Consider the following 26,453-nt stretch of genomic DNA (forward strand, 5'->3'; position numbering starts at 1 on the left):
ACGAAAACGGCCGGCGATTGAATCGGCCGCGTCGACGAATGCCTTGCCGGCGCCGGTTTGACAAGCGCCGCCGGCAAGGCATGTTAACTTTGCACCGAGCCGGCGCGCTAAAGCATTGCAGCGCCGCCGAGATTCGGCGTAACATCGGCCGCAATGCCATCCCAGCGAGGCTAAACCAAATGCTGCAAAAACGACTGATCGCACTGTTGCTGTTGTTGATCTTGTTGCCGACGTTCGCCACCGGCTGGATGGCTTACCGCTTCGCCATCGACAATATGCGCGGCAACCGCCTCGACGCTATCGGCCGCGTAGCGGAAAGCCGGCGCGAACAATTGGCCATGGTGTTACGCCGCGCCGATAAGCGCGCCGACGCCTTCATGGCCGAAGTGCTGGCTAAATGCCTGGCCGGCGCCGGGCTGGACCGCGATTGCGCCAGCCGCGCCGTCAACGATTTCCTGCACGGCGAAGGCGCTGCCGGTGCCTGGTTATACCTTAACGATCGGGCCGAAACGCTGGCGGTCGGCAATCCGCCGCTGCCGATTGCCGATTTGGCCGAGTTCCGCCGCGGCCAAATCGCCGGCCTGATCCCGTCCCAGCCCGAACGCCCCGGCTATTTTTATGTTATCGCCCGCGAACCGGACCAACCCTGGCGCTTGGCGGTGTTTTACCCGATTGCGCCGATCCAGGCCTTATTCGGTTCTCACCCGGACTTGGGCCGCTCCGGAGAAAACCTGCTGGCCGACCAGCACGGGAATTTCGTAACGCCGGCCCGCAGCCATATCGAGCCCTCCCCTAGCCGGCCGTTGCTCGCCTGCCTGGCCGGAGAAAATGTCCAGGGTTCGGATAAGGATTACCGCGGCCGGCCGGTGATTTACGGCTACCGCCATGTCGCGGAAATCGGCGGCTGTATTTTGGCGCAGATCGAGCAAGATGAAGCCTTGGCGCCGATCCAAAGCCTGGAACACAACATGCTGTTGGTGGTATCGGCTTTCGTGGTATTGACCGGCTTTACCTCGCATCTGCTGGCCAAACGCATCGTCGGGCCGATCGCGCGGTTGACCTGCACCGCGCGCCGGATTCGCGACGGCGACTTCAGTCTGCGGGCCGAGGTGGCCGGGCGCGACGAAATCGCCGAACTGGCCAGTTCCTTTAACCATATGACCGACGCGCTGGCCGACGCCCAGCATAACCTGGAGGCGAAGATCGCCGAACGCACCCGGGAACTGCGCACCAGCGAAGAGCGTTACATCCTGGCCGAGCGCGCAGTCAACGACGGCATCTGGGACTGGAACATCCTGACCCACGAATATTACCTGTCGCCGCGCTGGAATAGGATTCTCGGTTACGCCGCAGGCGAACTGCCGAACGTGGAGACGATTTTCTTCGAATTGATCCATCCCGACGACAAGGCCCGAGCCAGCGAGGCCTTTGCCCGCCACTTGGAACATAACGAACGCTATACCACCGAATTGCGCCTGCGCCACCGCGACGGCAGTTACCGCTGGGTATTGGACCGGGGCGAGGCCTTGCGCGACGAAACCGGACGCCCGGTACGCATGGTCGGTTCGATCACCGATATCACCGAGCGCAAAGCGGCGGAAGCGGAATTGCTGGAATATCGCGAACATCTGGAACAACTGGTGGCGATGGCCACCACCGAAGTCAAAGCCATCGTCCAAACCGCGGTCAACGGCGTGGTATCCATCGACAGCAGCGGCACCATCCATATGTTCAATCCGGCTGCCGAAAAGCTGTTCGGCTGGCGCAGCGAAGAAATCGTCGGCAAGAACGTTTCGTTGTTGATGCCGGAACCCGACGCCTCGGCCCACGACAGTTACATTCGCCGCTTTCTGGAAGGCCGGCAATCCAAAATCCTCGGCACCGAGCGGGAAGTAGTCGCGCAACGCAAGGACGGTAGCCGTTTCCCGGCCAGTTTGGCGGTCGGCCACGGCATCATTTCCGAAGGCCGCCACATTTTCGTCGGCTTTATTTCCGACATCACGCTGCAAAAACAGGCGGAACAGGAACTGCGCCAGGCCAAGGAAGCTGCCGAGGCCGCCGCCAAAGCCAAGGCCAATTTCCTGGCCAATATGAGCCACGAAATCCGCACGCCGATGAATACCGTGATCGGCTTCGCCGAGGTCGCGCTGCAGGACGCCAACTTGTCCAACGCCACCCGCAACCACATCAAAACCATCCTCAGTTCCGGCCGGCATTTGCTGAGCGTGATCAACGACATCCTCGATTTTTCCAAGATCGAGGCCGGCAAAATCGAGTTGGAAGCGGTCTGCTTCAACTTGCCGGTCGCGATTCAAGAAGCGCTGCAAATCATGAGTTTACGCGCTGCCGAAAAAGGTTTGCGCATCGATCTGGCATTGGAAGCCGGCCTGCCCCGCCATTTCGTCGGCGACCCGAACCGGCTGCGGCAAGTGATCTTGAACCTGGTCGGCAATTCGGTCAAATTCACCGACGCCGGCTACATCGCGGTCAGCATCGGCCGGGCCGAACAGCCGGAAATGCTGCATTTCGCCATCGCCGACACCGGCATCGGCATGACACCGGAACAAACCGAACGCATTTTCGAATCGTTTTCCCAAGCCGACGCCACCACCAGCCGCCGCTTCGGCGGCACCGGCCTGGGCACCACAATCAGCAAGCAAATCGTGGAAATGATGGGCGGGCGGATTTGGGTGGAAAGCCAGCTCGGCGTCGGTTCGGTGTTCCATTTCACGGTGCGGTTACCGGAAGCGGTGGCCACCGACAATTGCCTGTACGAATCGGCCACGCCACGCAAACTGGCCTTTTACTCGCCGCGGCGGTTCAAGATTCTGTTGGCCGAGGATGTCGAAGCCAACGCCACACTGGCCAGCCTGCGCCTGGAACAGCAGGGCCACCGGGTACGCTGGGTCAAAAACGGCGCCGAAGCAGTCGCAGCCTATCAAGAGTCCGACTTCGATTTAATTCTGATGGACCTGCAAATGCCGGTGATGGACGGCATCCAGGCCACCCGCCGCATCCGGGAACTGGAACAAGGCCGCGGCCGGCGAATTCCGATATTGGCCCTGACCGCCAGCGTCCTCAACCACGAGCGCCAGGAATCGTTGGCGGCTGGCATCGATGCGATCGTCGGCAAACCGATCGATATCGACGAATTGCTGGCGCAGATGGAAAACCTGACGCCGGCCGGTTTCGGCATCGCCAACAATGGCGCGGCGCCGGCCGCCGCCAACGAAGTCAGCGTCGATTTCGCGCCGCTGGCCGAGGTTGCCGATTACCGCAAAGGCCTGAGCAATTGGCTGGACCCGTTGATTTACGCCGACGCGCTACTCAATTTCGCCGCCCAACACGGCGCCGACGCCGACAAAATCCAGCGTAATCTGGCGAGCGGCGACAGCGAAGCCGCCAAGCGCGGCGCACACGCGCTGAAAGGCGTGGCCGGCAATCTGGCCTTGACCGACATCGCCGCATTAGCCGCCGCCATCGACGCCGAACTGAAGAACGGCAGCCCCGAACTGGCCGCAACCCAACTCGACCGCCTGCGCGGCGCGCTCGACCAAGCCGCGGCCGCGATCCGCCGGCTGGAATTGCCGGAGAAACCGCCGGTAGCCAGCGTGGAAGCCTTCGACGGCGAGCGCATCGCCGAACTGCTGCAACAACTGCTTCGCAATCTGGACACGCTGAATCCGGAAAAAGTCGAACCGGTATTGCAAGAGTTGGCGCCTTATCTGGCCGGCACCGAATTGAAAGCCATCCGCTACGAACTGGACAGCTTCGATTTCGACGGCGCCAAAGCCGAAGCCAGGCGGCTACAAGCCAAACTTGCCGATGCCGCGGGAGGAGAACAACCATGAAAGACAGTTACAAACTGCTGCTGGTCGACGACGAACCGAACAATCTGAAGGTGTTGCAGCAAATCCTGAAAGACCGCTACGAACTGATTTTTGCGATCAACGGCGAAAAAGCCCTGGCCGCCGCCCACGACCACGGCCCGGACCTGATTCTTCTGGACATCATGATGCCGGATATGGACGGTTACCAAGTCTGCACTCGCCTGAAAGCCGATGCCGCGACGGCGAAGATTCCAGTTATTTTTGTCACGGCGATGGGCGAAACCGAGAACGAGGCCTACGGCTTCGACGTCGGCGCCGTCGATTACATTCAAAAGCCGGTGTCCGGCCCTATCGTGCTACGCCGGGTGCAAACCCACTTGTCGCTGGTCCGGGTCGAAGAATTGGACGATCTGGCTCGGGCCGCAATCGAAATGCTCGGTGCCGCCGGCCATTACAACGATCCCTACACCGGCGACCACATTTGGCGCATGGCGGCGTATTCGGCCGCACTGGCCGGTGCCGCCGGCTGGAGTCCGGCGCAAGTTGAGATGATAAAGTTAGCGGCGCCGACCCACGACACCGGCAAGATCGGCATTCCCCATGCAATTTTAAAAGCGGCGACCGGTTTGGCCGGCCGCGATTGGGACATCATGAAATCGCATTCGCAAATCGGCTACGACATTCTGAGTAAGACCGACAATCCGGTATTCAAAATGGCCGCCGAAATTGCCCTCTACCACCACGAACGTTGGGACGGCGGCGGCTACCCGGCCGGGCTGGCCGGCACGGCCATTCCCGAATCGGCCCGCATCGTCGCAATTGCCGACGTATTCGACGCATTGAGCAGCAAACGGCCTTATAAAGAATCGTGGCCGTTACAGATGGTGTTGGACACGATGCGCAGCGGTGCCGGCAGCCATTTCGATCCGCGCTTGCTGGAATTGTTCATGGACATCATGCCGGAAATATTGGAGTTGAAGGCCCAATTCGCAGCTTGAACCGCCAGCGCATCAGAGCAGCAACGGCGCGTTAGCGATTTCGTTGGGGTTGGCCTTAGTCCCGGCCGGGAAATGTTGTTGCAATTGCTCGGTAATCGCTGCGATACCGCCGAGTACGCCGGGCTCGAAATCGCCGCGGCGGAACTGGTTTTCCATATCGCGGCAAATCCGTTGCCAGCCCGCCTCCCCGACTTTGCCGTGTATGCCGCGGTCGGCGACGATTTCCACCCGGCGGTCGGCCAGCAACAGGTAGATCAACACACCGCTGTTGTGCTCGGTATCCCAAATCCGATTCAGCGAGAAAATTTCCAGGGCTCTGTCGCGCGCCGTCGTCGAGCGCAGCAAATCGCCGATATCGAGTGCGCCCTCGACGGCAAAACGCACTTCGCCCAGATGCGACTGCTCGCTGGCCGCGATTGCCGCTTCGATGGCGCCCAGGCTACGCTGCGGAAACGCCCGCTTCACACTCCAAGGGCCGCTGAAAACGTGTTTTAAAAACCGAAGCATAGCCATAGCGTCTACCACCGCCCGGAGGCACCGCCGCCGCCGAACCCGCCGCCGCCACCGGAAAAACCGCCGCCTCCGCCGCCGAATCCGTCGAAGCCGCCGCCGCGATAACCGCCGCGACGGCCACGGTTGTCGCTTAATGAAATTACAAACGCCATGAATGCCAGCAATAACGCCAGCAGCACGCCGCCACCAAGCAGCCAGACCGCGGCGCCGACCGCGCCGCCGGTGGCCAGGCCGCCGAGAACTTTACCGAATATGGCCCGTAGCAGGCCGCCGACAAAGATCGCTGCGATGAACAGATGCGGCAAATACTGGCTGAGACGCTCGCCGGCCGGCCCTGACTGCACCGCCGGCAACGGCTCGCCTTGAATCAAACCGATCAGGCTGTCCACCCCGGCGTTAACGCCGTCGGCAAAGTCACCTTGGCGAAATTTTGGGATCATGATGTCTTCGATGATGCGTTTGGCCAACGCATCCGGCACCACGCCTTCCAAACCGTAACCGACCTCGATGCGCGTGGTGCGGTCGTCTTTGGCCACTAACAACAGAATGCCGTCGTCGACGCCCTTGCGGCCCAATCGCCATTGCTCGACCACCCGGATCGAATACTGGGCGATGTCTTCCGGCTGGGTGCTGGCGACGATTAATACCGCGATCTGGCTACCCTTTTCCGCTTCGAATCCGGCCAACTTCTGCTCCAACGCCGTTTGTTGCGCCGGAGTCAGGGCAGCCACCGTATCGGTGACGCGCCGGCTCAAATCCGGAATCGGCGCCTGTTGTGCCGCCGCCGGACCGATCAGGGCAATACAGACCAGCATCCAGACCAGGCATGGTCGCCGCAGAACAAGGCAGTCGCGCATGGTTATTTGCCGAAATCGACGGCCGGCGCGCTGGAAATCGCTTTCTCGTTTTCGACGCTAAACGACGGCTTGGTTTTGTAGCCGAACAGCATCGCCGTCAGATTGCTCGGAAACGAACGCACCGTGACGTTGTATTCTTTGATTGCGGCGATGTAACGGTTACGGGCCACGGTGATCCGATTTTCGGTACCTTCCAGTTGCGCCTGCAAATCGCGGAAATTGGCGTCGGCTTTCAAATTCGGATAGTTTTCCGAAACCACCAACAACCTGGACAGCGCCGAACTCAATTCGCCCTGCGCCGCCTGAAATTTGGCAAACGCCTGTTCGTCGTTAACCAATTCCGGGCTGGCCTGAATCGCGCCGACTTTGGCGCGGGACGCCGTCACCGCCTCCAGTACCTCTTTTTCGTGGCCGGCATAGCCTTTGACCGTATTGACCAGATTAGGCACCAGATCGGCCCGGCGCTGGTATTGGTTCAATACCTCCGCCCAACTGGCATTGATCTGCTCGTCCTGGCTCTGAAAGGTGTTGTAACCGCAACCCGACAACTGCAGCGACAACAACAGAAAAAAAGCCGATAACCATTTTTGCATTGTTTACTCCTGATAGAACGGCAAAGCTCAGCCAGCATAGCACGCCGCCGTGGGCTTGGGCCGGATCATGTTAAACGGGCCGGGCTTATTTCGATTGCTAAAATCAAGGAAAAGGCGCAGTGCCGGGCAGACGGCTAACACGTCGCGGGATAGAAAATTGCATCGCCGCCCCGAGGTAGCTTCGCTTCGAAGCCGGCAACAGCGGCTGACTATATGCGCTGAAACTACTTAATTGTGATGGGTTCTATCCGGCACAATCAAGCCATCTTCCATATACAACACATGATCCATCCGCGCCGCCAGATCGGGGTCGTGGGTGACCACCAGGAAACTGACCTGCAATTCCCGATTCAATTCCAGCATCAGTTGGTAAATCTGTTCGGCGGTTTTGCTGTCCAGATTGCCGGTCGGTTCGTCGGCCAGAACGCATTTGGGTTTGTTGATCAAAGCCCGCGCCACCGCGGCGCGCTGGCGTTCGCCGCCGGACAGCTCGCCGGGCTTGTGTTGCATTCTATGGCCCAAGCCGACCCGTTTCAGTAATTCGGCGGCTTGTTGTTGCGCCGATTTAATCGGCTGGTTACCGATCAATAACGGCATCGCCACGTTTTCCAGGATGGTGAATTCGCCGAGCAGATGATGGAACTGGTAGATGAAGCCGAGCGAGCGGTTGCGCAATTGGCTCAATTTGGCGGCACCGATTTGGTTCAAATCCGCGCCGTCCAGTATCACCGTGCCGGAACTGGACTTGTCCAAACCGCCCAACAGGTGCAACAAGGTACTCTTGCCGGAACCGGAGGCGCCCATGATGGCGACGCGCTGGCCGGCGTGTATGGTTAAATCGACGCCTTTCAACACTTCGACGTTCAGATCGCCCTGCTCGTAACGCTTGGTAAGCTGCCGGCATTGCAACACGACGTTATTATTCATAGCGCAACACCTCGGCCGGATTGACCCGTGCCGCCTGCCAGGCCGGATACAAAGTTGCCAACAACGACAACAGGAAGGCGACCCCGGCAATCCAGTACACGTCGTTCCAGATCAATTTGGAAGGGACCTCGCTGATGTAATACACGTCGGCCGACATGAATTGCACGCCGAAGGTTTTTTCAATGGCCGGGACGATGGTTTCTACATTCAGAGCCAATAACACGCCGCCGACGGTGCCGAACAAGGTGCCGATGCTGCCGATGATGCAACCCAAGACAATGAAAATGCCCATCACCGAAACGTTAGATAGTCCCTGAGTTTTCAGAATAGCGATATCGCCGCGTTTGTCGGTGACCACCATGACCAGCGTAGAGACGATGTTGAATGCCGCCACTGCGACGATCAGCAACAAAATAATGAACATAGCCCGCTTCTCGGTTTGTACCGCTCGGAAGAAATTGCTGTGGGCCTTGGTCCAATCGCTGACACGGTACTCGTCGCCCAAGGCGTCGGCCAGGCTTTGCGTAATCATCGGTGCGTTGAACAAATCGTCCAATTTGAGCCGCAGGCCGGATACCGCTTGCTCCAAACGGAACAGTTTGCCGGCGTCGTCCAAGTGCATCAGTGCCATGTTGCGGTCGTATTCGTACATGCCGACTTTGAATACGCCGACTACGGTAAAACGCTTCATGCGCGGCAAAATCCCGGCCGGCGTGGAGTTGATTTGCGGCGTAATGATGGTGACCTTGTCGCCGATCATTACGCCCAGATAACTGGCCAGCTCGGCACCCAGCACAATGCCGAACTCGCCCGGCACCAGATCGTTAAGGCTGCCGAACATCATTTTGTCGGCAACTTCAGAGACTTTCGCTTCCTGCTCCGGCAGGATGCCTTGCAACAAGGTACCGCTGACTTGGCGGTCGGCGTTAATCATGACCTGGCCGTGTATGAAGGGCGCCGCACCCAGCACGTGCGGCATTTCGCGAGTGCGTTGTTCCAAGGCCCGCCAATCGTCTAACTGGCCGTAGCGGCCCGTCACGGTACTGTGCGCCGTCATGCCCAGAATCCGCTCGCGCAATTCGGCTTCGAAACCGTTCATGACCGACAGCACGGTGATCAAGGCGGTAACGCCCAAGGCAATCCCCAGCACCGAAGTTAGCGTGATAAAAGAAATGAATTGGGTGCGCTTTTTGGCACGGGTATAGCGTAACCCGATATACAGGATGAGAGGTTTGAACATGCTGAAAGAGTTAGGAGCTTTTGCAGGCGGCGCAGTAGCCGTATAGATATAAGCTGTGGTCGGTCAAGGTATAACCCAGCCGGTTGGCGATCTCCGATTGGCGCTTTTCGATTACTTCGTCGGTGAATTCGTCGACCCTGCCGCACTTCATGCACACGACATGGTCGTGATGGCCGCCGCTGTTCAGTTCGAAAATCGAGTTACCGCCCTCGAAGTGGTGGCGATTGACCAGACCGGCGGCTTCGAATTGGGTCAACACCCGGTAAACGGTCGCCAGACCGATTTCTTCGCCTTCGGCCAACAGAATCTTGTAGACTTTCTCTGCGGACAGATGCCTGTCGTCCTGTTGTTTTTCCAGAATCTCCAAGATTTTGACCCTGGGCAGAGTGACTTTTAAGCCAGCGTTACGCAAATCCTGAGTTTCCATCGCCTGTCCTCGTAAATCCAACCATCTCGGCATTGTATCGTTTTTTGCACCGAGCCGCAGGCCGAATTGTGGGATAATGCATGTCCGTTTGTCGCAGGACCTCCAACAATCGTCATGAAAAAATCGTCTCTTCTGCTCGCGGCTGCCACCGGATTGGGCTTATGCGCCTGCAGCACCGTGCTGAATAATCTGCCGGGCGTTTACACGCTGGACATCGAACAAGGCAACATCATCGACCAAAGCATGGTGAACCAGCTCAGGCCGAACATGACCAAACGCCAGGTGCTGTACATCATGGGATCGCCGATGCTGACCGACGCTTTTCATGAGAAACGCTGGGATTACCTGTATGCGGAACAGCCCGGCGGCGACAACCGCATGCAAAAACGCATTTCTTTGTTCTTCGAAGGCGACAACCTGATTGGCGTGCAAGGCGATTTCCGGCCCAGTTCGCTACCGGTGGTCAAGGAATCCACCGAAACCAGCGTCGACGTGCCGAAACGCGATCTGGACCGTTCGATGTGGGAAAAAATTACCGGCCTGTTCGGTGACGAACCCGATCCAATGGCGCGGAGAACGGTAAAAGACACCAAAGATGGCAGCCGGTCGGCGGAGAAAGGTAAGGAATTAGTCGAAGAAGGCGGCGAACAGCAGTAAACCGCGATATCTAGCGGCGGTTTTACAACAACAACGCGTCGGCAATCGCGACAAAATTGTCGGCAGCATCAATCAATGCTGCAGCCGTCAAGCTGCGCACGCCGTAGACATCGCACCGCAAACCGAAGTCTCGTTTCAATTTGTGCAGAAGAATGGCGAAATCGCCGTCGCCCGATAACAGCACCACCCTATCCACCTGCCCGGCAAAATCCAACACGTCTATCGTGATGCCGACATCCCAATCGCCCTTGGTACTGCCGTCGCGGCGCTGGATATACGGCTTCAACTTTACCGTGAAGCCAATCGTTTTCAGGATATTTTGAAAACCTTGCTGCTTGCTGTCGCCACGGTCTATCGCATAGGCAAAGGCCGCCACTACTTGCCTATTGGTAGTGGCATGACGCCAAAAAGCTGTGTAATCGAAGTGTTTTTGGTAGCGCTCCCGCGTTGTGTAGTACACATTCTGCACGTCGGCAAAAATCGCCACCCGCTCCATCGGCTTATTTCAAAAACGAGCAGCAATAGTCGCTGGCCGTTTTAACTTTCATGGTGAATGCGGCATTGCCAGGAACGTTGAACGATTCGCCGCCGGCGACCGATTGCCAAACATCGCTGCCGGGCAATTGCACGTCCAACTCGCCGGACAAAATCTCCATCAACTCAGGGTCGGCGGTATTGAAGGTGTATTCGCCGGGCTGCATGAAGCCCAAAGTTTTGGTAGAACCATCGGCAAAGCGAATGGTACGGCTGTTGACTTTACCGTCGAAGTAAACGTTGGCTTGTTTGACGATGTTGACGTTGTTGAACTCTGACATGTTCCTGCAGGGGCTGGTTAAAAAAGGAGCGCAATCATAGCAGATCGGCCCGTTTGCGCAGAATAAAAAGCCGGGGAGCGCCGGGCTTGTCGAACTGGCTCAACAGCAGTTCGGTTTTGAACTGGCCCGGATCGATGCCGCACAACCATTCCGCTAACCGCTCGGTTTCTTCGCCGCCGCCGGCGTGGCCCGGATAAGCCAGTACCGTAATAACTCCGGATTCGGCCAGCACTTGACGGGCTGCTGCCAATGCTCTGAGGGTGGAATCTGCGTGAGTCATTACGGTTTTGTCGGCGCCGGGCAGATAGCCCAGATTGAACATGACTGCGGCAACCTTGCCCTGGACCTGTTCGGGCAAGACCTCGAGCATATCGGCGTGGCTGGCCAAACGTAACGTTACCCGCCGCTGCAGGTCGTTGGCCAACAGTTTTTGGTAGCTGCTGACCAAGGCACGGCGCTGCACGTCGAAACCGTAAACATGACCAGCCGGACCGACAGATTCAGCCAAAAACACCGTATCGTAACCGTTGCCCAGCGTCGCATCGACGGCAATGTCGCCTGGCCGCAGACAGGATTTAACGGCAAGCTGAGCCGCGTTAACCAGAGAAATGCGAGGCATAGTATCGCTTTATATCGCAGCTTGGCAGCAACGGCATACGCTGCTGCAGGTAATCGGCAAAACGCGCCGCATGCCAGGGAATCAGCAGACTGCCTTTGGCACCGAAACCGTTGAATATGTAGAGGCCGGAATACCGAGGATGCCGACCTATCAGCGGCTCCTTGTCCAGCGTAGCCGGCCGGATGCCTGCCTGGTGCCGGATCACCCGAATTCCGCCCAGATCCGGCACGATTGCATGCAAATCCGCCAGCAAAGACTTTTCAGAGGCGGGTTCGGGATCCAGATTTAAATTTAGCGGATCGAAGGTTGCTCCGGTTTTGAATGTATCGACAGTTAGCGGCAGCAACCAATGTCCGTAATTCAAGATCTGACTCGGCAAAGGCGTTTGGCTGGTACAGCTCAGAATCACGCCCTTTGCAGGTTGAAACGGCAAGCGGCCGAACCAGGGATTGGCCTGCGCCAAGTAGCCTTCGCAGAATACGATGCGTTTGGGCTTGATGTCGCGCCAGCGCAAATCCGGCTCCAGGCACATAGCGGCGTAATCGAATTCGGCCTGCCGGTAAGCGCCGCTTGCGAGCAACCAGGTTCGCAAGGCATCGAGCAGGGCTTCAGTTTTCAGATAGCCGGTCTGCAACTGGTGCAGAATGCCAAACGGCGCCACTACCCCATGGCCGCCAACATCGATGGCTTGCAAATATTCGGCATATTCGGCTTGCTGCAGACGGCGTTCGGTTTGTTGTTTCTGCGCCGGGCCGGACAGAATTTTCCACATCGGACGTTCGACGAAGAACTGGTCGCCGAAAAAGCGCGCCAATCGGCCATAGCAGTGCCGGGCTGCCGGCAACAAGCCGGCGATGTTAGGCTGTAACACCAGCCGCCGGCCGCTGACCGGATTGACCAGACCCGCCGCAACCCGCGACGCATTACAAAGCTCATTGTCGACCACACACACGGCCAAGCCTCTGCCAGCCAATTCCCAGGCCAAAAGACTGCCGGCGAGTCCCTGGCCGACGATCAAAACATCGATTTCCATCGACTACTTGGCTTGCAATGCTTCCCCGTCGAATTGGATGCCGGCCCAGCCGTCACGCATGAAATTACGGATGTTTTGGTGATCGGTACCATCCGGATTGCCCAGCACATCTTTCCGGTAATAATCGCCAAACAAGGCTAAGGTTTGTTCCGCCGACAGATTGTGTATCTTGGCAAATGCGAAAATTCGGCACGAACCCTCGTTCTGCCCGGCCTCATTCACCAGACATGGTTCCAAACCGTTACTGAACCGGGTTGGCCGATAATGGTAATTTTCCGCAATTACGTCCATAGTTTCTTTAAAATCAATAGCTTGATTATTTTTTAACTTCTCGAGAAAAGCAGTCAACAATATTGGATTATTCATAAAATTCCCATATTATTCGCCTTGTTACAGCCATAACCGTACAAAACGACTCAATTAGAGGTTATAATTCCGAGCGAGGCCTTGTTGCTCGGCACCACCCTTAGCAACAGTCAGGATTGTCTTATTATTGTTATATTCCGTGCCTACCATCTGACCGGTCTTAACGACCGATCAGTCCAAACGGATTCCAACCTCAATAACATCATAAAGGGATACATTTTGAAACAGATAATTACACTTTTATCTTTCTGCCTGTTTTTCCCGGTCGCTACGCTAGCCGAGCCCGAACCAACATCCCTTCCCCCGCAAGCGGAACCCGGCCCATCGCCCGCCTCCCCGGCACCGGGCGTAACTATCGAACAAACCAATTACGCCTCATACCAGTTGTCGCCGGGCGATGCACTGGAAATCACGGTCTGGAAGGAAGAAGGCCTGCAACAGTTACAGATTTTGATCTCGCCCGACGGCACCATCATCTTTCCGTTGATCGGTACAGTCGGCGCGGCCGGAAAAACTATCACCGAACTGAAAGATAATCTGACGACCCGATTGTCTGACTACATCGCCGATCCGTCGGTCAGCGTTAAGTTACTCAACAACCAAGGCAATTCGGTATTCGTGATCGGCAAGGTCAACAAACCCGGCCAAGTATTTTCCGGCCGCCGGCTCGATGTATTGCAAGCCCTGAGTCTGGCCGGCGGCCTGACTGTATTCGCCAAGGAAGGATCGATCAGCGTCATTCGCCGCTCCGGCGACCAAGTCAAAGTCTTTCCGTTCGATTACGACGACGTGATTAACGGGGAAGATTTAGAACAGAATATTCTGCTGGAACCAGGGGATACGGTAACCGTACCCTAAATGGAACTAGATAGGTATTACTATCTATGAAGATTAAAACGGATTTTTGGTTAACAGTACTTGCCTTTGCCAGCCAAGATGTTTTCGCCTTGGATTTTTTGCTTGAGCCGGATTTTAGTATCAAGGAGCGATATGAAGATAATTTGCGCTTACAAGAACATCCACCCCGAGATAACTGGATTACGACAGTATCTCCAGGATTGATGCTTGGCTATATCGCAGAAAATAACGAATTAAAGAGTAATTTCAAATGGAACGAGCTAATTTACCATGGCGAATCGGCTCTCGACTTTTCCGAAAAACTTGGCAACATCAGTCATCAGTTTAAAGGCGAACGATTCAAAACCGATTTATCCGCAAGCTATTCGGAACAATCTTCGCTAACCACTCAACTCGATGAAACTGGCTCAGGTGATCTAAGAATTCAAGTACCTAGATTTTCCAAATCCATCTCACCTAACCTCACGTATAGTTTATCCGAGAAAAATTCTTTGCAACTGGGATACAGTTACTCCGATGTAAGCTTCGAAAAAAAAACCGGGGGAATTAACAACAGTTTAAATTTCTCTGATTACACCTATGAGCAGTTCTTCGCGACCATATCCCATGCATATACTGAGCGATTGTCTTTCAACCTGTCTGGGTCTTATTCAATTTACGAATCGAGTAACGAAACACCCGGTATTTTTATAACATCGGGTCTCAGCCAAAGCTCGACAACGTTGAATTATCAAGCCGGAGTGCAATATCTGTTCGATGAAAAGACGCAATTGGCTTTTTCTGCAGGCATACGCGATACCGAAACAGAATCCGTTCAGTTTAGAAAAGTCACAAGTACCGGCGACATATTTAGCCAATCTGACTTTTCTCGGAATACCATGGGCCACGTATTTTCGGCAAACTTTAGCCGGGGAACCGAATGGGGGAGTTTTGGCTTCAACGCTGGGCAACAATTAAACCCAGCGAGCACAGGAAATCAACAAACAACTACAACTTTTTCGGCACGGCTTTTTTATAATCTTTCGGAACGTTTAAGCACGGGAATCAATGCCAGCTACCTGCAAGCAGAAGCAGTGTCTACCCTTAACAACAGTAATATTAGTAATAACAGGACCCTCACCAGCCTATCCCCAACATTCAAGTGGAGATGGTCTGACGACATGAATCTGGAGTTTTCGTACTCATTCCGACAGCAAAATTTAGAAACCAGTAATCAAACTGCAATAGCCGATAGCGTACAACTTCAATTCTCTTATCAACCTCAAATCAATCGTCAGGTGAAATAGCGTGGAAAATCAAACCCTCGATATTAAGGATTATCTTAAAATCATCAAACGACGCAAAAGATTCCTGTTCTTTCCGTTTTTGATCGTCGCACTTATCAGTATCGTTCTAGCCGTAATGTTGCCAGCAATGTACCGCTCAACTTCGACAATTCTTATCGAAGCACAAGAAATTCCGTCAGAGTTGGTTCATTCGACCGTTACGACGTTTGCCGACCAACGTATCCAAATGATCAGTCAACGGATTATGACTCGCCCCAATCTGATGGAAATCATCAAAAAATACGACCTATATCCATCTGATAGAAAAACAAAAACCGATGAAGTAATCTTGGAAAAAATGCGTAAGAGCATAAAGGTAGAAACCATCAGCGCAGATGTTGACAACAAAAAGAATAAAGATAACCAGGCCACTATCGCCTTCACACTGACATTCGACGATCGATCTCCGACATTAGCGCAGAAAGTGACTAACGAACTCACGTCTTTGTTTCTCAAAGAAAATATCAAGTCTCGGACTGAATCCGCCGAAAACGCTGCCTTATTTCTGAGCGAAGAATCAAAGCGATTGAAAGCTAAAATACAGGAAATACAAGAAAAACTTGCCGTTTTTAAAGAGAAAAATCTCAATCAACTACCGCAAATCAGCGCGCTGAATCAGCAGGAGCTGACGTCTTTAAGCAACCAACTGTTGTCGCTAGACAGCCAAGAGCGTTCATTGCAGGATCGGCGTTTTTATCTTGAAGGAGAACTTGCACAAATCGATCCTAACGCGATGGCAAGCAATGCAGTCGGTAACAGAGTATTTGACATGAAGGATCGTCTAAAGGAACTGCAATCTCAGTACCCTTCTTTGATTGCCAGTTTTTCCGCAAATCATCCAGATGTTATTAAAGTTAAACGTGAAATTGAATCATTGCAGAAAGAAATCGGTAGCAATGACGATGTCAACAACCTGAATGCAGAGCTGACAGGTAAAAAGGCCGAGTTGGCATTGCTTTTGAAACAATATTCGGAGAAACACCCCGATGTTGTCAAACTGCAGAAACAAATAAGTGCCTTACAACAAAGTCTGATTAACGCCAAACAAAACGAGTATTCAAATTCAGCAATTCAGCCTGATAATCCTGCCTACATAACCCTTAAAGCGCAACTCGAATCGGTAATCAACGAAATTGAATCGTTAAATTACACACGTGGTCGCATTCAAAGCAAAATGGATGATTTGCGTCAAAGTCTGCGCCAGGCTCCTCTTGTCGAGAAAGAATATTCCGATTTGATTCAAGACCTCGACAACACCAATATGCGTTATCGTGAAGTCAGTGCGCGGGAAATGGAAGCACAAATTTCCCAACAGCTAGAAATTGAAAGAAAAGGCGAACGTTTCACTTTGATTGATCCGCCTCAAGAACCCCTGGAACCGTTCAGCCCGAATCGCATTGCGATACTTGTTTTGGGCTTAGTATTAGCCTTAACAAGCGGATTTGGTGTTGTGGCGCTAGCAGAAATGCTAGATCCAACCATTAACGGTCCCAAGACCGTAACAGCAATAATCGGCGTTGAGCCGCTTGCAGTCATTCCATATCTCGAAAGCCAAATAGAGTACCAAGAACACAAAAACGAACGCAAAATATTAGTGAGTGGATTAGTGATCGCATCGATCTTAGGTGGATTAGCGTTTCATTTATTAATAATGCCGCTGGACGTATTCTGGTACAAACTATTGCGCGTACTGGGTAACTGATTAGATAAGGAAAATTAATGAACTCTATCGAAAATTCAGCAGATCAGATTCAGACAGGTACCGGGGGCAACTCTTTGCCTAGCGACAAAGTCAATGTTTCTTACACCAAAACTCGGATTCACACTCCGGATCAAAATCTGTTGAAACAAAATCGGATTATTTCGACAGCCTCTCCGGCAAAGTGGCTGGAATCCTATCGCATGTTGCGCACCCGCTGTTTACAGTATATGGATTCCATGCAATGGAAGACGGTCGCGATAACTAGTACCAGCAGCGGTTCAGGGAATACTTTGACTGCAATTAACTTGGCGATCAGTATGGCGATGGAACTCGACCGTACCGCACTGCTTGTAGATTGCAATTTACGCCATCCTAACGTTGACCGCGTGTTTGGCATTAATACGACAGTTGGTCTTAGCGACTATCTTCTGAACGATACCGAACTCAGCTCGATGCTAGTCAACCCCGGCGTAGAGCGGCTAGTGGTACTTCCCGCAGGCAAACCCCTGTTCAATGCCACTGAAATGCTACGCTCGCCGAAGATGGTCAGACTGGTCAACGAATTGAAGAGCCGTTATCCGTCGCGGATTATCATTTTCGATATGCCACCGATCCTGTCGCACGACGACACGCTGGGCTTCTCTCCGTATGTGGATTGCGTGCTGCTGGTAGTGGAAGAAGGCCACACCAAAACCGACGAACTGAAGAACGCCGCATCGTTGTTGAAAGATACTAACGTTTTGGGAGCGGTATTCAACAAGGCCACCGACAACAAAATCGGCTTTAACGAAGCGGTCTAAAAGCCGTTTGACGGCCCCGTAACCCAGCAGCCACTTTAGACTTAGAAAGCCGGACTACCTAAAACAGGTAGTCCGGCTTTTTTTATTGGCCTATCACGCGACTTGCTTGGCTTTATCTTGGTAACTGTCGATCTGGTCGAAGTTCAGATAACGATAAGTATCCGAACTGGTCTGCTCGATGCTGGCGGCATATTGCATGTACTCGGCAACTGTCGGAATCTTGCCCAATAGCGAGCACACCGCCGCCAATTCTGCCGACGACAGATAGACGTTGGCGCCATTGCCCAAACGGTTGGGGAAGTTACGCGTCGATGTTGATACCACCGTCGAGCCTTCTGCCACCCTCGCCTGGTTACCCATGCACAGCGAGCAACCCGGCATTTCGGTGCGGGCGCCGACTTTGCCGAAGGTGCCGTAATAGCCCTCCTCCACCAACTGATTTTGGTCCATCTTGGTAGGCGGCGCCACCCATAAACGGGTCGGCAGGTCTTTAGCTTTTTCCAGCAATTTGCCGGCGGCGCGGAAGTGGCCGATGTTGGTCATGCACGAACCGATGAACACTTCGTCGATTTTGGTGCCAGCCACTTCAGACAAAGGCTTGATATCGTCCGGGTCGTTCGGGCAAGCCAGCAGCGGCTCCTTGATTTGGTCGAGATCGATTTCGATGATTTCCGCGTATTCGGCGTCCTTGTCGGCTTGCATCAGCACCGGATTCTCCAGCCAGTCCTGCATGGCTTTAATCCGGCGTTGGATAGTCCGGGCATCGCCATAGCCTTCGGCGATCATCCATTTCAGCAAGGTGATGTTGGAGTTCAGATACTCGCGAATCGGCGCTTCGTTGAGCTTGATCGTACAACCGCCGGCGGAACGTTCGGCCGAGGCGTCAGACAACTCGAATGCCTGCTCAACTTTGAGATCAGGCAAGCCTTCGATTTCCAGTATCCGCCCGGAAAACACGTTCTTCTTGCCCTGCTTGGCGACGGTCAGCAAGCCGCGCTGTATCGCCGCATAGGGAATGGCATTGACCAAGTCGCGCAAGGTGATACCGGGCTGCATCTTGCCCTTGAAGCGCACCAGCACCGACTCCGGCATGTCCAGCGGCATCACGCCGGTCGCGGCGGCAAACGCCACCAGGCCGGAGCCAGCTGGGAAGGATATGCCGATTGGAAAACGGGTATGCGAGTCGCCGCCGGTACCGACCGTGTCCGGCAACAGCATCCGGTTCAACCAGGAGTGAATCACGCCGTCGCCGGGACGCAACGACACGCCACCACGGGTCATGATGAAATCCGGCAAGGTGTGCTGCATCTGCACGTCCACCGGTTTCGGATAGGCGGCGGTGTGGCAAAAGGACTGCATCACCAAATCGGCCGAGAAGCCCAGGCAAGCCAAGTCTTTCAGTTCGTCGCGGGTCATCGGTCCGGTGGTGTCTTGCGAGCCGACCGTAGTCATTTTCGGTTCGCAATAGCTGCCCGGACGCACGCCGGCCACGCCGCAAGCCTTGCCGACGATTTTCTGCGCCAGCGTATAGCCCTTGCCGGTATCGGCGGCTTCGCCCAAGCGGCGGAATACGCTCGATGACGGCAAGCCAAGAGCTTGACGAGCCTTATCGGTCAAGCCGCGGCCTATGATCAACGGAATGCGGCCGCCCGCGCGAACTTCGTCCAGAATCACCTCGGTTTTCAGTTTGAATTCGCAGACCACCTCATCGCTGCCGTGACGCTTGACCACGCCTTGATACGGATAAATGTCGATCACGTCGCCCATCGCCATATTAGTCACATCGCACTCAATCGGCAGCGCGCCGGAGTCTTCCATGGTGTTGAAGAAAATCGGCGCGATCTTGCCGCCGATACAGACCCCGCCGGCGCGTTTGTTGGGGATGTACGGAATGTCGTCGCCCATGAACCACAACACCGAGTTGGTCGCCGATTTGCGCGACGAGCCGGTGCCAACCACGTCGCCGACGTAGGCAACCGGAAAGCTTTTGGCTTTGAGTTCGGTAATTTGCTGCTCGGCGTTGGTGATGCCGTCGCGCGGCATTTTCAGCATCGCTTTGGCGTGCAACGGAATATCCGGCCGCGACCAGGCGTCCGGCGCCGGCGACAGGTCGTCGGTATTGGTTTCGCCGGTCACTTTGAACACGGTGACGGTCAGTTTTTCCGGCACTTCGGGCTTGGCAGTAAACCATTCCGCATCGGCCCAGGATTGCAGCACTTGTTTGGCGTAAGCGTTACCGGCTTGAACTTTTTCCTGCACATCGTGGAACGCATCGAAGATCAGCAAAATTTGCGACAAGGCTTTCGCGGCGAGCGGCGCCAATGCGAAATTGTCCAGCAATTCGATCAACGGCGCGACGTTGTAACCGCCAAGCATGGTGCCGAGCAATTCGGTGGCTTTTTCAGGCGTGATCAACGGCGATGAAGTCTCGCCTTTGGCTACGGCGGTCAGAAAGCCGGCTTTGACGTAAGCCGCTTCGTCGACGCCGGCTGGAATGCGGTTTTCCAGTAAGTCCAGCAAAAATGCTTCTTCGCCGGCAGGCGGCTGTTTCAATAATTCAACCAGCGCGGCGACTTGTTCGACGTCCAGTGGTTTGGGAACGATGCCTTCGGCAGCGCGTTCGGCGACGTGTTTTCGGTATTGTTCTAGCATGATGATTTCCGGTAAAAAATTAGGCTTGGGATGCGTCGGCATCGGCTTGCGCCAGCGCTTGTTCGGCGACGAAGGTCCGCATGTCGTCGTTATCGACCCGCTGATAAATCTCGGCGACATCCAGCGTTAAATCCACCGATTCGAAGCGAGCTTGATCGCCGAGAAAGTAATGATTGGAGACCCAACCCTCGCTACGTCGGCAGACTTCGACATCGACGATGTCCTGCTCGATCAGCACGTATTCCAATAGGCTGGGTATGGTTTGGTATAGCCGGCGCTTAATGGTTTCGTCGCGGCGGCGAGTGGATTTGGACAGCACTTCGACGATCAAGACCGGCGCTTCGGCGTAATACTCGTTTGGCGAGGTATCCTCGCAAACCACCATCGCATCCGGGTAAAACAGATACTGGCCGATCCTGACTTTGACATCGGAGCTAAACGGCTCGCAGGGTTTGCCGCGCAAGCGATTGAACAAGTACCCCGCCAAATTCATCTTAATCCGCTCATGATTCTTACTGGCGCCGGACATAGCCACGACTTCGCCGTCGTCATACTCGTGCTTTATGTCGCTGAGCAATTCCGCTGCCAGATAATCCTCGATGGACATCCAGGGCTTATCGAATCTAGGTTGCGCACTCATAACCGCCTCCGCCGCCGATTAATCACTCCATCGCGTCGACGATGGCTTGCCCCATTTCCTTGGTGCCGTATTGGCTGTTTGGGTTCAAATCCGGCGTCACGTAAACGCCTTCGTTGACGACTTTCTCGATGGCTTTTTGCATCCGCACCGCCGCCTCGTGTTCGCCGAGATGGTTCAGCATCATCACGCCGGCCATCATCACCGCAGTCGGATTGGCAATATTTTTGCCGGCGATGTCAGGCGCGCTGCCGTGCACCGCTTCGAACAAGGCCGCGTCTTCGCCGATGTTGGCGCCGGGAATCAGTCCCAAGCCGCCGACCAAGCCGGCGGTCAAATCGGACAGAATATCGCCGAACATGTTGGTGGTGACCACCACGTCGAATTGCTCCGGCTTCATCACCATGTGCATGCAGGCCGCATCGACGATTTTCTCGTCGAATTCGATCTGGGAATATTTCGCCGCCACTTCGCGAGCTGTCTTCAGGAACAAACCTTGCGTGTATTTCAGGATGTTGGCTTTATGGCAAACCGTGACTTTCTTGCGGTCGTTGTCGATGGCATATTTGAAGGCGTATTCGACGATACGCTCGGAGCCGGCCTTGGTGACCACGGCCAAACTCTCGGCAATATCCTTGGCCGGGGTCAGATAATGTTCCAGGCCGACGTATAAGCCTTCGGTGTTTTCGCGGACGATGACGATATCGACATCGTCGTAACGGGTTTTCACGCCTTTCCAGCTCTTCGCCGGACGCACGTTGGCATACAGGTCGTATTGTTTGCGCAGTTCCACGTTGATACTTCTGAAGCCCTCGCCGACCATTGTCGTCAACGGGCCTTTGAATGCCACCCGGGTCTGGGCGATCGATTCCATCGTCGCATCGGGTAAAGGCGTGCCGGTCCGCTCGTAAGCCGACATGCCGGCGTCGGCTTCATGCCAGTGAATTTTCGCGCCGGAGGCGTTAATCACCGCTACCGCGGCTTCCATAATCGAAGGGCCGATACCATCACCTTTGATCAACGTGACGTTGTGCATTCATATCTCCTGCTTTTGTTTAAAAATGGTGCTCATGATACACCGTTTCGGTGCGCCGGCCCATGCGGGCGGCATGCCCGCGAACGGCCGGCAATCCTGGATTCCTTGTCCTCGGCCGACGCGGCGACTATGCACTCCCAAAGTCATTAGCAAATCTCGTACCGACACACTACTGCAAGCCATTTTGATCGGCGCTGGTTTTAGCAGCCAAGCTTTTGCCGGCAATTACCGGTATCATCCGTTTCAACTTCACCGCCACGGTATTGCCGATGATCGCAGTCGATAATCTGATTTTCGAATACCCCGGCGTGCGCGCTTTAGACCGAGCCAGCTTTACGATTCCGCAAGGCCGCGTCACCGCCTTGGTCGGCCCGAACGGCGCCGGCAAAACCACGTTGCTGCGCTGTATGGCGGCTTTGGAGCAACCCGTCAGCGGCCGGATCGAAATCGGCGGGATCGACGTGCTGGAACAACCGCGCGCCTGCCACCGCATCATCGGCTATTTATCGGACTTTTTCGGCCTCTACCAACGCCTGACCGTGCGCCAATGCCTGCACTACGTCGCCCGCGCCCAAGGCATCGCCGCAGCGGATTGCCCGGCCGCAATCGCCGATGTGGCGCGCAGCCTGCAGATCGAAGACCGCCTGGACCAATACCCCGGCGAATTATCGCGCGGTTTGCGGCAACGGCTAGCCATCGCTCAAGCCATCATCCACAAACCGGCGGTAGTGCTGTTGGACGAACCGGCCTCGGGCTTAGATCCAGAAGCCCGCCACCAACTGGCCGAACTGTTTCTGCAATTGCAGCGCCAAGGCATGACCTTGGTAGTGTCGTCGCACATCCTGGCCGAACTGGAAGCTTACAGCAGCGACATGCTGGTGCTGCGCCAAGGCCGCATCGTCGAGCATGCCGCTCTCAATGCTCCGGCGCAACACAAACCGTTCCGCCTGCAGCTGGCCGCCGCGATCCCGCAACTAGCCGACATCTTGCACAAACTACCGGGGCTGGAACTGGTGCGCACCGATCAGGACCGCCTTGCCATCGTTAACCTGGAAAGCGACGGCCTCAGCCAACATCGGGTGCTAAAAGCGTTGCTGGATGCCGGCCTGCCGGTGTGCGAATTCGCCCCCGCCGCGGTCAATCTGCAAGACGCTTATTTGCAAACCCTGGATAAGCAGCCATGAACCCGAACCCGGAATTCGAACGCCAACTGCTGCTGGAATGCCCAGCCGCCCGCCTCGGCTCGGCAACTGCGGTGCTCGGCACCATCTTCGCGCTCTGCTATTTTCTGGACGATTACCGCTTCGGCTCGATCAGCGCCGGCGCCGCGCTGAGCCTGTTCTGGCTGATTACGCTGCTATGGGGCGCCCGCCAGAGCCTGGACAGTATCGTCGACGAATACCGCGACCGCACCTGGGATACGCAACGCTTGTCGGCTTTGGGCCCGTGGCAAATGGCCTGGGGCAAACTGTTGGGCAGCACCAGCATGGTCTGGTACTGCGCCGGCTTATGCCTGGCGATATACACGCTCGCCGCCGGCCCCGGCACCGACCTGCTCCGCTTTTATATTTATGCCGTTGCCGGTGCGTTGTTGGTGCAAAGTGCCGCCCTATTGCTTGGCCTGCTGGCGGTACGGCGCGGCCAAACCAAGACCGGATCCATTCTGCTGCCTGCCCTGGTCGGCTTTGCCGTGGTTGCGCCGCAGTTAGGCGATATAGCGGAAATGGCCAACCTTAGCGACGGGCCTGCGCCGCGGATTTTTTGGTACGCCTGGGCGCTAAACCAGCGCGATTTTGTCCAATTTAGCCTGTTCTGCGCCGTGTTCTGGTGCATGGCCGCCAATTACCGGCTGCTGTCGCAGGCGTTGGGGCTACGCAAGCCGCCGTCGGCCTGGCTCGGCTTCATCGTATTTCTGATTGTCTATCTAGGCGGACTGCTACCGTCCGGCAGTTATGCGTTGGCGACCGCCGGATTCGGCGTTTGCGGCGGCTTGACTTATCTGGGCATCGTAGCCGAATCCCAGGAAGCGATGCGTATCAAACGCTTGCTGGACTATTACCGGCAACGCAATTGGCGGCGGGTGGCGGAAGAGTTACCGCTCAGTTGGCTGAGCTTTAGCCTGGCCGTACCGTTTGCGCTATACCTTAGCGCCAATCGAGTCCATTTCGCTTGGTTCGAACTGTCCTTGCATAGCTACCCGTTGGTTGCGCTATTGTTAATCTGGCGCGACTGCGCTATTTACGTTTACTTCTGCTACGGTAAAAATCCGCAACGCGCGTTGAACCTTACCTTGCTGGCCGCGGTGTTGCTCTACGGCGTGCTGCCCGGCCTGTTCGGCGCCTTGGGCATCAGTGGACTGTCCGCGTTATTTTTTCCGCTATGGGCCGATTCCGCGCTCGCCGCCCTGCTCTACGCCGCCCTGCAATGCGGCGCCGTTTTGTATTTAGTTCGCCAGCGTTGGCAGCACGCCGTGTAACTGATAGAACGGTTTCGCCTGTTAGAAATTACCTTGCCTAAACCGGTAATAGCCATGACAATGCCGCCGCAGCCATAACAACAATAAAGCCACGCCGCCGCAAGCGCTGACGCGAATCGCCATCAGCCGCTGCCCGGCACCGCACAAGGGATCGGTAACATGCTCATTTCCAGGCCGTTCATCGAACACATTTCGGTAAAATCCTTTTTCCGGAGCCCGGCCGCACCGCCCTACATTTCTCTGAATTTCAAGGAATTATGCGCGGCGGTTACGCCCAGCCGGCTGTTCGCCATTCCGCAATTCGATGCCGACACCGAACGGGAATTTTGGCAGGAACGTTACCGGGTTTTGCTGTCGCCGTTAAAATGGGCTTTGGCCCTAGGCGCCTGTGCCTTCCTGGCTTATATCCTGCTCGACCTGCATACCGGAAACGCTTCCCGAACCAACGCTTTGCTGCGCTTGCCTATCGTGCTGTTATTGTTCGGACTGTTCCACTACTTGCAATACTGTCCAAACGCGGCGGACAAAATCAACGGCGTCGCCAAGCTCAGCGCCGGCTTGTCCGCAACCCATCTGACCGCGGTGCTATTGATCGACGGCAACCCACGCTATTATCAGGAAACCTGGCCGGCCTTGTTGCCTATGTATTTTTTCAGTTACGGCCAGATGTTCATGTCGCTACGGGCGACGATAGGCTTCGGCTGGAGCACGACGCTGGCGATGCCGCTGACCGGTTACTGGTTGGGCTTAAGTGCGGTGGATTTGATCCCGTCGATTCTCAATTTGGTGATCGTCAACCTGTTTGGCGTCTGCACCCGCTGCCAGCTGGAAGCCTACGCCCGCAACTCCTTCCGCGAAAAACGCAAAGTCGAGATCATCGCCGAACGCAAAACCCGCTTCCTGCGCCAGCTCAGCCACAATTTACGACAACCGTTGCAGGCCTTGAGCTGCTACGCCTCGGTGATGGAAACCGCCTGCCGCGAACCGGCCAGCCAGCATTTGCAACACATCGCCGGCCGCATGGGTTTTGCCATCGACGAATTGAACCGCGCCGTCAACCATATTCTGGACATCGGCAACCTGGAAAACGGTACTCAACGTCCGTTGCTGACCAGCGTCGACATCAATCTGTTGCTGGCCGCATTGGAAAACCAATTCGCCCCGCAAGCCGCCAAACGCGGACTTAAGCTGATCGTACATCTACGGCAAAGCCCGCCTTACAGCGTGCAAAGCGACGCCAGCATTTTGAGCCAGATTATCGGTAATTTGTTGGACAACGCCATCAAGTACACCGATAGCGGCTGGGTCGTGTTGGCCGCGGTCAAAACCGGTCAGGACCGCTTGCAAATACATGTCCGCGATAGCGGCCCCGGCATCGCTATCGACGTGCAAGGCGAGATTTTCAAGGAATTCGTGCGCGGCCAGCGCCGTAACAACGACCCCAGCGCTCACGGCTTGGGGATCGGTCTGGCTTACGTCGCCACGGCTATCCAACATTTGCCGGACCATAAACTGGCGCTGTACTCCAAACCCGGACGCGGCTGCGACTTTAAACTGAGCTTACCCATCGCACCACACTGCCATAGCGCATTCGAATCGCCAGCCGCCACCGGCGATTTCGTCGGCCGCTTGGTGTTGGTCGTGGACGACGATGCTTACATGCTCGATGCCCTGAGCTGCCAATTGCAAACCTGGGGCTGCGACGTGCAAACCGCCGGCTCGCTAGCCGAAACCCGCATGGTATTGGCCGACAACGTGCGTGTCCCGGATTTGTTGATCACCGATTTTTATCTGTCCAATCAGGAAACCGGCCACGACATCATCGCCGCCGTCCACGCCGATTGCGGCCCGGTGCCGATCTTGGTGCTGTCGGCGGAAGGTATCGGCGAAGAGGACAAAGCTCGCTGGCCGGTCGGCACCCACTTGTTACGCAAGCCGGCGAAGTCGGATGTGCTAATGGCGACGATGGTTAAAGCGCTAGAGCGCGAGACGGGGGATGCGCAACTTATTTAAGCCTGCCATCGGGCCTACGTCTCTACGCAACCGCAAAAGCGCTGCCAATTCCCCTCTTAGAAAAAGAGGGGCAAGGGGA

General features: G+C 55.6%; 24 protein-coding genes. 10 read left to right on the plus strand and 14 right to left on the minus strand.

Annotated features, from left to right (window positions below):
- Positions 1-179 precede the first annotated feature (179 nt).
- Both MKFW12EY_RS11765 and MKFW12EY_RS11770 read left to right on the plus strand, forming a co-directional pair.
- Positions 180-3,851: a PAS domain S-box protein gene (locus MKFW12EY_RS11765; protein ID WP_221053047.1), complete on the plus strand. Its 3,672-nt coding sequence runs from the start codon at positions 180-182 to the stop codon at positions 3,849-3,851.
- Positions 3,848-4,828, plus strand: coding sequence for a response regulator (locus MKFW12EY_RS11770; protein WP_054763806.1), 981 nt, complete (start codon positions 3,848-3,850; stop codon positions 4,826-4,828). The genes MKFW12EY_RS11765 and MKFW12EY_RS11770 overlap by 4 nt, the downstream gene beginning before the upstream one ends.
- A gap of 12 nt (positions 4,829-4,840) precedes the next feature.
- On the opposite strand, the gene MKFW12EY_RS11775 is transcribed toward MKFW12EY_RS11770, so the two are convergent.
- From MKFW12EY_RS11775 to fur, 6 genes are all read right to left on the minus strand, one after another.
- Positions 4,841-5,335, minus strand: coding sequence for a TPM domain-containing protein (locus tag MKFW12EY_RS11775; RefSeq protein WP_245006288.1), 495 nt, complete (start codon positions 5,333-5,335; stop codon positions 4,841-4,843).
- An 11-nt stretch (positions 5,336-5,346) separates the two neighbouring features.
- Complete coding sequence (locus tag MKFW12EY_RS11780; RefSeq protein ID WP_221053049.1) at positions 5,347-6,198, minus strand: TPM domain-containing protein; 852 nt, start codon at positions 6,196-6,198, stop codon at positions 5,347-5,349.
- Positions 6,199-6,200: 2 nt separating this feature from the next.
- The gene (locus MKFW12EY_RS11785; protein ID WP_054762213.1) at positions 6,201-6,791 is read right to left on the minus strand and encodes a LemA family protein; all 591 of its coding nucleotides are present in this window, start codon (positions 6,789-6,791) and stop codon (positions 6,201-6,203) included.
- Positions 6,792-7,019: 228 nt separating this feature from the next.
- Complete coding sequence (lolD, locus tag MKFW12EY_RS11790) at positions 7,020-7,718, minus strand: lipoprotein-releasing ABC transporter ATP-binding protein LolD (RefSeq protein ID WP_054762215.1); 699 nt, start codon at positions 7,716-7,718, stop codon at positions 7,020-7,022.
- The gene (locus MKFW12EY_RS11795; RefSeq protein ID WP_221053050.1) at positions 7,711-8,958 is read right to left on the minus strand and encodes a lipoprotein-releasing ABC transporter permease subunit; all 1,248 of its coding nucleotides are present in this window, start codon (positions 8,956-8,958) and stop codon (positions 7,711-7,713) included. Before MKFW12EY_RS11795 ends, lolD begins: the two co-directional genes overlap by 8 nt.
- Positions 8,959-8,968: 10 nt before the next feature.
- The gene (fur, locus tag MKFW12EY_RS11800; protein WP_054762217.1) at positions 8,969-9,385 is read right to left on the minus strand and encodes a ferric iron uptake transcriptional regulator; all 417 of its coding nucleotides are present in this window, start codon (positions 9,383-9,385) and stop codon (positions 8,969-8,971) included.
- Between the two features lie 114 nt (positions 9,386-9,499).
- Here fur and MKFW12EY_RS11805 point away from each other — a divergent pair, with 114 nt between their 5' ends.
- Entirely contained in the window at positions 9,500-10,042 is a 543-nt protein-coding gene (locus tag MKFW12EY_RS11805) for an outer membrane protein assembly factor BamE (RefSeq protein ID WP_054762219.1), read from the plus strand.
- Between the two features lie 22 nt (positions 10,043-10,064).
- On the opposite strand, the gene MKFW12EY_RS11810 is transcribed toward MKFW12EY_RS11805, so the two are convergent.
- From MKFW12EY_RS11810 to MKFW12EY_RS11830, 5 genes are read right to left on the minus strand one after another with little or no spacing between them, the layout of a single operon-like run.
- Positions 10,065-10,538: a LabA-like NYN domain-containing protein gene (locus tag MKFW12EY_RS11810; protein WP_054762221.1), complete on the minus strand. Its 474-nt coding sequence runs from the start codon at positions 10,536-10,538 to the stop codon at positions 10,065-10,067.
- A gap of 4 nt (positions 10,539-10,542) precedes the next feature.
- Positions 10,543-10,857 carry a pyrimidine/purine nucleoside phosphorylase gene (gene ppnP / locus MKFW12EY_RS11815; protein WP_054762222.1) on the minus strand — a complete coding sequence of 105 codons (315 nt, stop codon included), beginning with the start codon at positions 10,855-10,857 and terminating at the stop codon, positions 10,543-10,545.
- Between the two features lie 34 nt (positions 10,858-10,891).
- Positions 10,892-11,476, minus strand: coding sequence for a tRNA 5-(aminomethyl)-2-thiouridylate-methyltransferase MnmM (gene mnmM / locus MKFW12EY_RS11820; RefSeq protein WP_054762224.1), 585 nt, complete (start codon positions 11,474-11,476; stop codon positions 10,892-10,894).
- Complete coding sequence (locus MKFW12EY_RS11825) at positions 11,454-12,509, minus strand: NAD(P)/FAD-dependent oxidoreductase (RefSeq protein WP_221053051.1); 1,056 nt, start codon at positions 12,507-12,509, stop codon at positions 11,454-11,456. The genes mnmM and MKFW12EY_RS11825 overlap by 23 nt, the downstream gene beginning before the upstream one ends.
- A 3-nt stretch (positions 12,510-12,512) precedes the next feature.
- Positions 12,513-12,875 carry a HopJ type III effector protein gene (locus MKFW12EY_RS11830; protein WP_245006289.1) on the minus strand — a complete coding sequence of 121 codons (363 nt, stop codon included), beginning with the start codon at positions 12,873-12,875 and terminating at the stop codon, positions 12,513-12,515.
- A gap of 219 nt (positions 12,876-13,094) precedes the next feature.
- Here MKFW12EY_RS11830 and MKFW12EY_RS11835 point away from each other — a divergent pair, with 219 nt between their 5' ends.
- Genes MKFW12EY_RS11835 through MKFW12EY_RS11850 form a run of 4 tightly spaced genes read left to right on the plus strand, consistent with a single transcriptional unit; the run spans position 13,095 to position 17,560 of the window.
- On the plus strand, positions 13,095-13,733 hold the full coding sequence (locus MKFW12EY_RS11835) for a polysaccharide biosynthesis/export family protein (RefSeq protein ID WP_245006290.1): 639 nt from the start codon (positions 13,095-13,097) through the stop codon (positions 13,731-13,733).
- Between the two features lie 26 nt (positions 13,734-13,759).
- Positions 13,760-15,019 carry a porin family protein gene (locus MKFW12EY_RS11840; RefSeq protein ID WP_221053052.1) on the plus strand — a complete coding sequence of 420 codons (1,260 nt, stop codon included), beginning with the start codon at positions 13,760-13,762 and terminating at the stop codon, positions 15,017-15,019.
- Between the two features lies 1 nt (position 15,020).
- Positions 15,021-16,760, plus strand: coding sequence for a hypothetical protein (locus tag MKFW12EY_RS11845; protein ID WP_054762226.1), 1,740 nt, complete (start codon positions 15,021-15,023; stop codon positions 16,758-16,760).
- Positions 16,761-16,777: 17 nt separating this feature from the next.
- On the plus strand, positions 16,778-17,560 hold the full coding sequence (locus MKFW12EY_RS11850) for a CpsD/CapB family tyrosine-protein kinase (protein ID WP_054762228.1): 783 nt from the start codon (positions 16,778-16,780) through the stop codon (positions 17,558-17,560).
- 93 nt (positions 17,561-17,653) lie between these two features.
- On the opposite strand, the gene acnB is transcribed toward MKFW12EY_RS11850, so the two are convergent.
- From acnB to MKFW12EY_RS11865, 3 genes are read right to left on the minus strand one after another with little or no spacing between them, the layout of a single operon-like run.
- On the minus strand, positions 17,654-20,212 hold the full coding sequence (gene acnB, locus MKFW12EY_RS11855; protein WP_054762240.1) for a bifunctional aconitate hydratase 2/2-methylisocitrate dehydratase: 2,559 nt from the start codon (positions 20,210-20,212) through the stop codon (positions 17,654-17,656).
- A 19-nt stretch (positions 20,213-20,231) separates the two neighbouring features.
- Positions 20,232-20,852 carry a Uma2 family endonuclease gene (locus MKFW12EY_RS11860; RefSeq protein WP_054762230.1) on the minus strand — a complete coding sequence of 207 codons (621 nt, stop codon included), beginning with the start codon at positions 20,850-20,852 and terminating at the stop codon, positions 20,232-20,234.
- A gap of 22 nt (positions 20,853-20,874) precedes the next feature.
- A complete protein-coding gene (locus MKFW12EY_RS11865; protein ID WP_221053053.1) occupies positions 20,875-21,885 on the minus strand; it encodes an isocitrate/isopropylmalate dehydrogenase family protein in 1,011 nt (336 codons plus the stop codon).
- 215 nt (positions 21,886-22,100) lie between these two features.
- Here MKFW12EY_RS11865 and MKFW12EY_RS11870 point away from each other — a divergent pair, with 215 nt between their 5' ends.
- From MKFW12EY_RS11870 to MKFW12EY_RS11880, 3 genes are all read left to right on the plus strand, one after another.
- Positions 22,101-23,069, plus strand: a complete 969-nt coding sequence (locus tag MKFW12EY_RS11870; RefSeq protein WP_245006291.1) for an ABC transporter ATP-binding protein — start codon at positions 22,101-22,103, stop codon at positions 23,067-23,069.
- The gene (locus MKFW12EY_RS11875) at positions 23,066-24,361 is read left to right on the plus strand and encodes a hypothetical protein (protein ID WP_221053054.1); all 1,296 of its coding nucleotides are present in this window, start codon (positions 23,066-23,068) and stop codon (positions 24,359-24,361) included. Before MKFW12EY_RS11870 ends, MKFW12EY_RS11875 begins: the two co-directional genes overlap by 4 nt.
- Positions 24,362-24,520: 159 nt before the next feature.
- Complete coding sequence (locus tag MKFW12EY_RS11880) at positions 24,521-26,374, plus strand: ATP-binding response regulator (RefSeq protein ID WP_221053055.1); 1,854 nt, start codon at positions 24,521-24,523, stop codon at positions 26,372-26,374.
- Positions 26,375-26,453: the final 79 nt, after the last annotated feature.

The organism is Methylomonas koyamae (assembly GCF_019669905.1).
GTDB lineage: Bacteria > Pseudomonadota > Gammaproteobacteria > Methylococcales > Methylomonadaceae > Methylomonas > Methylomonas koyamae.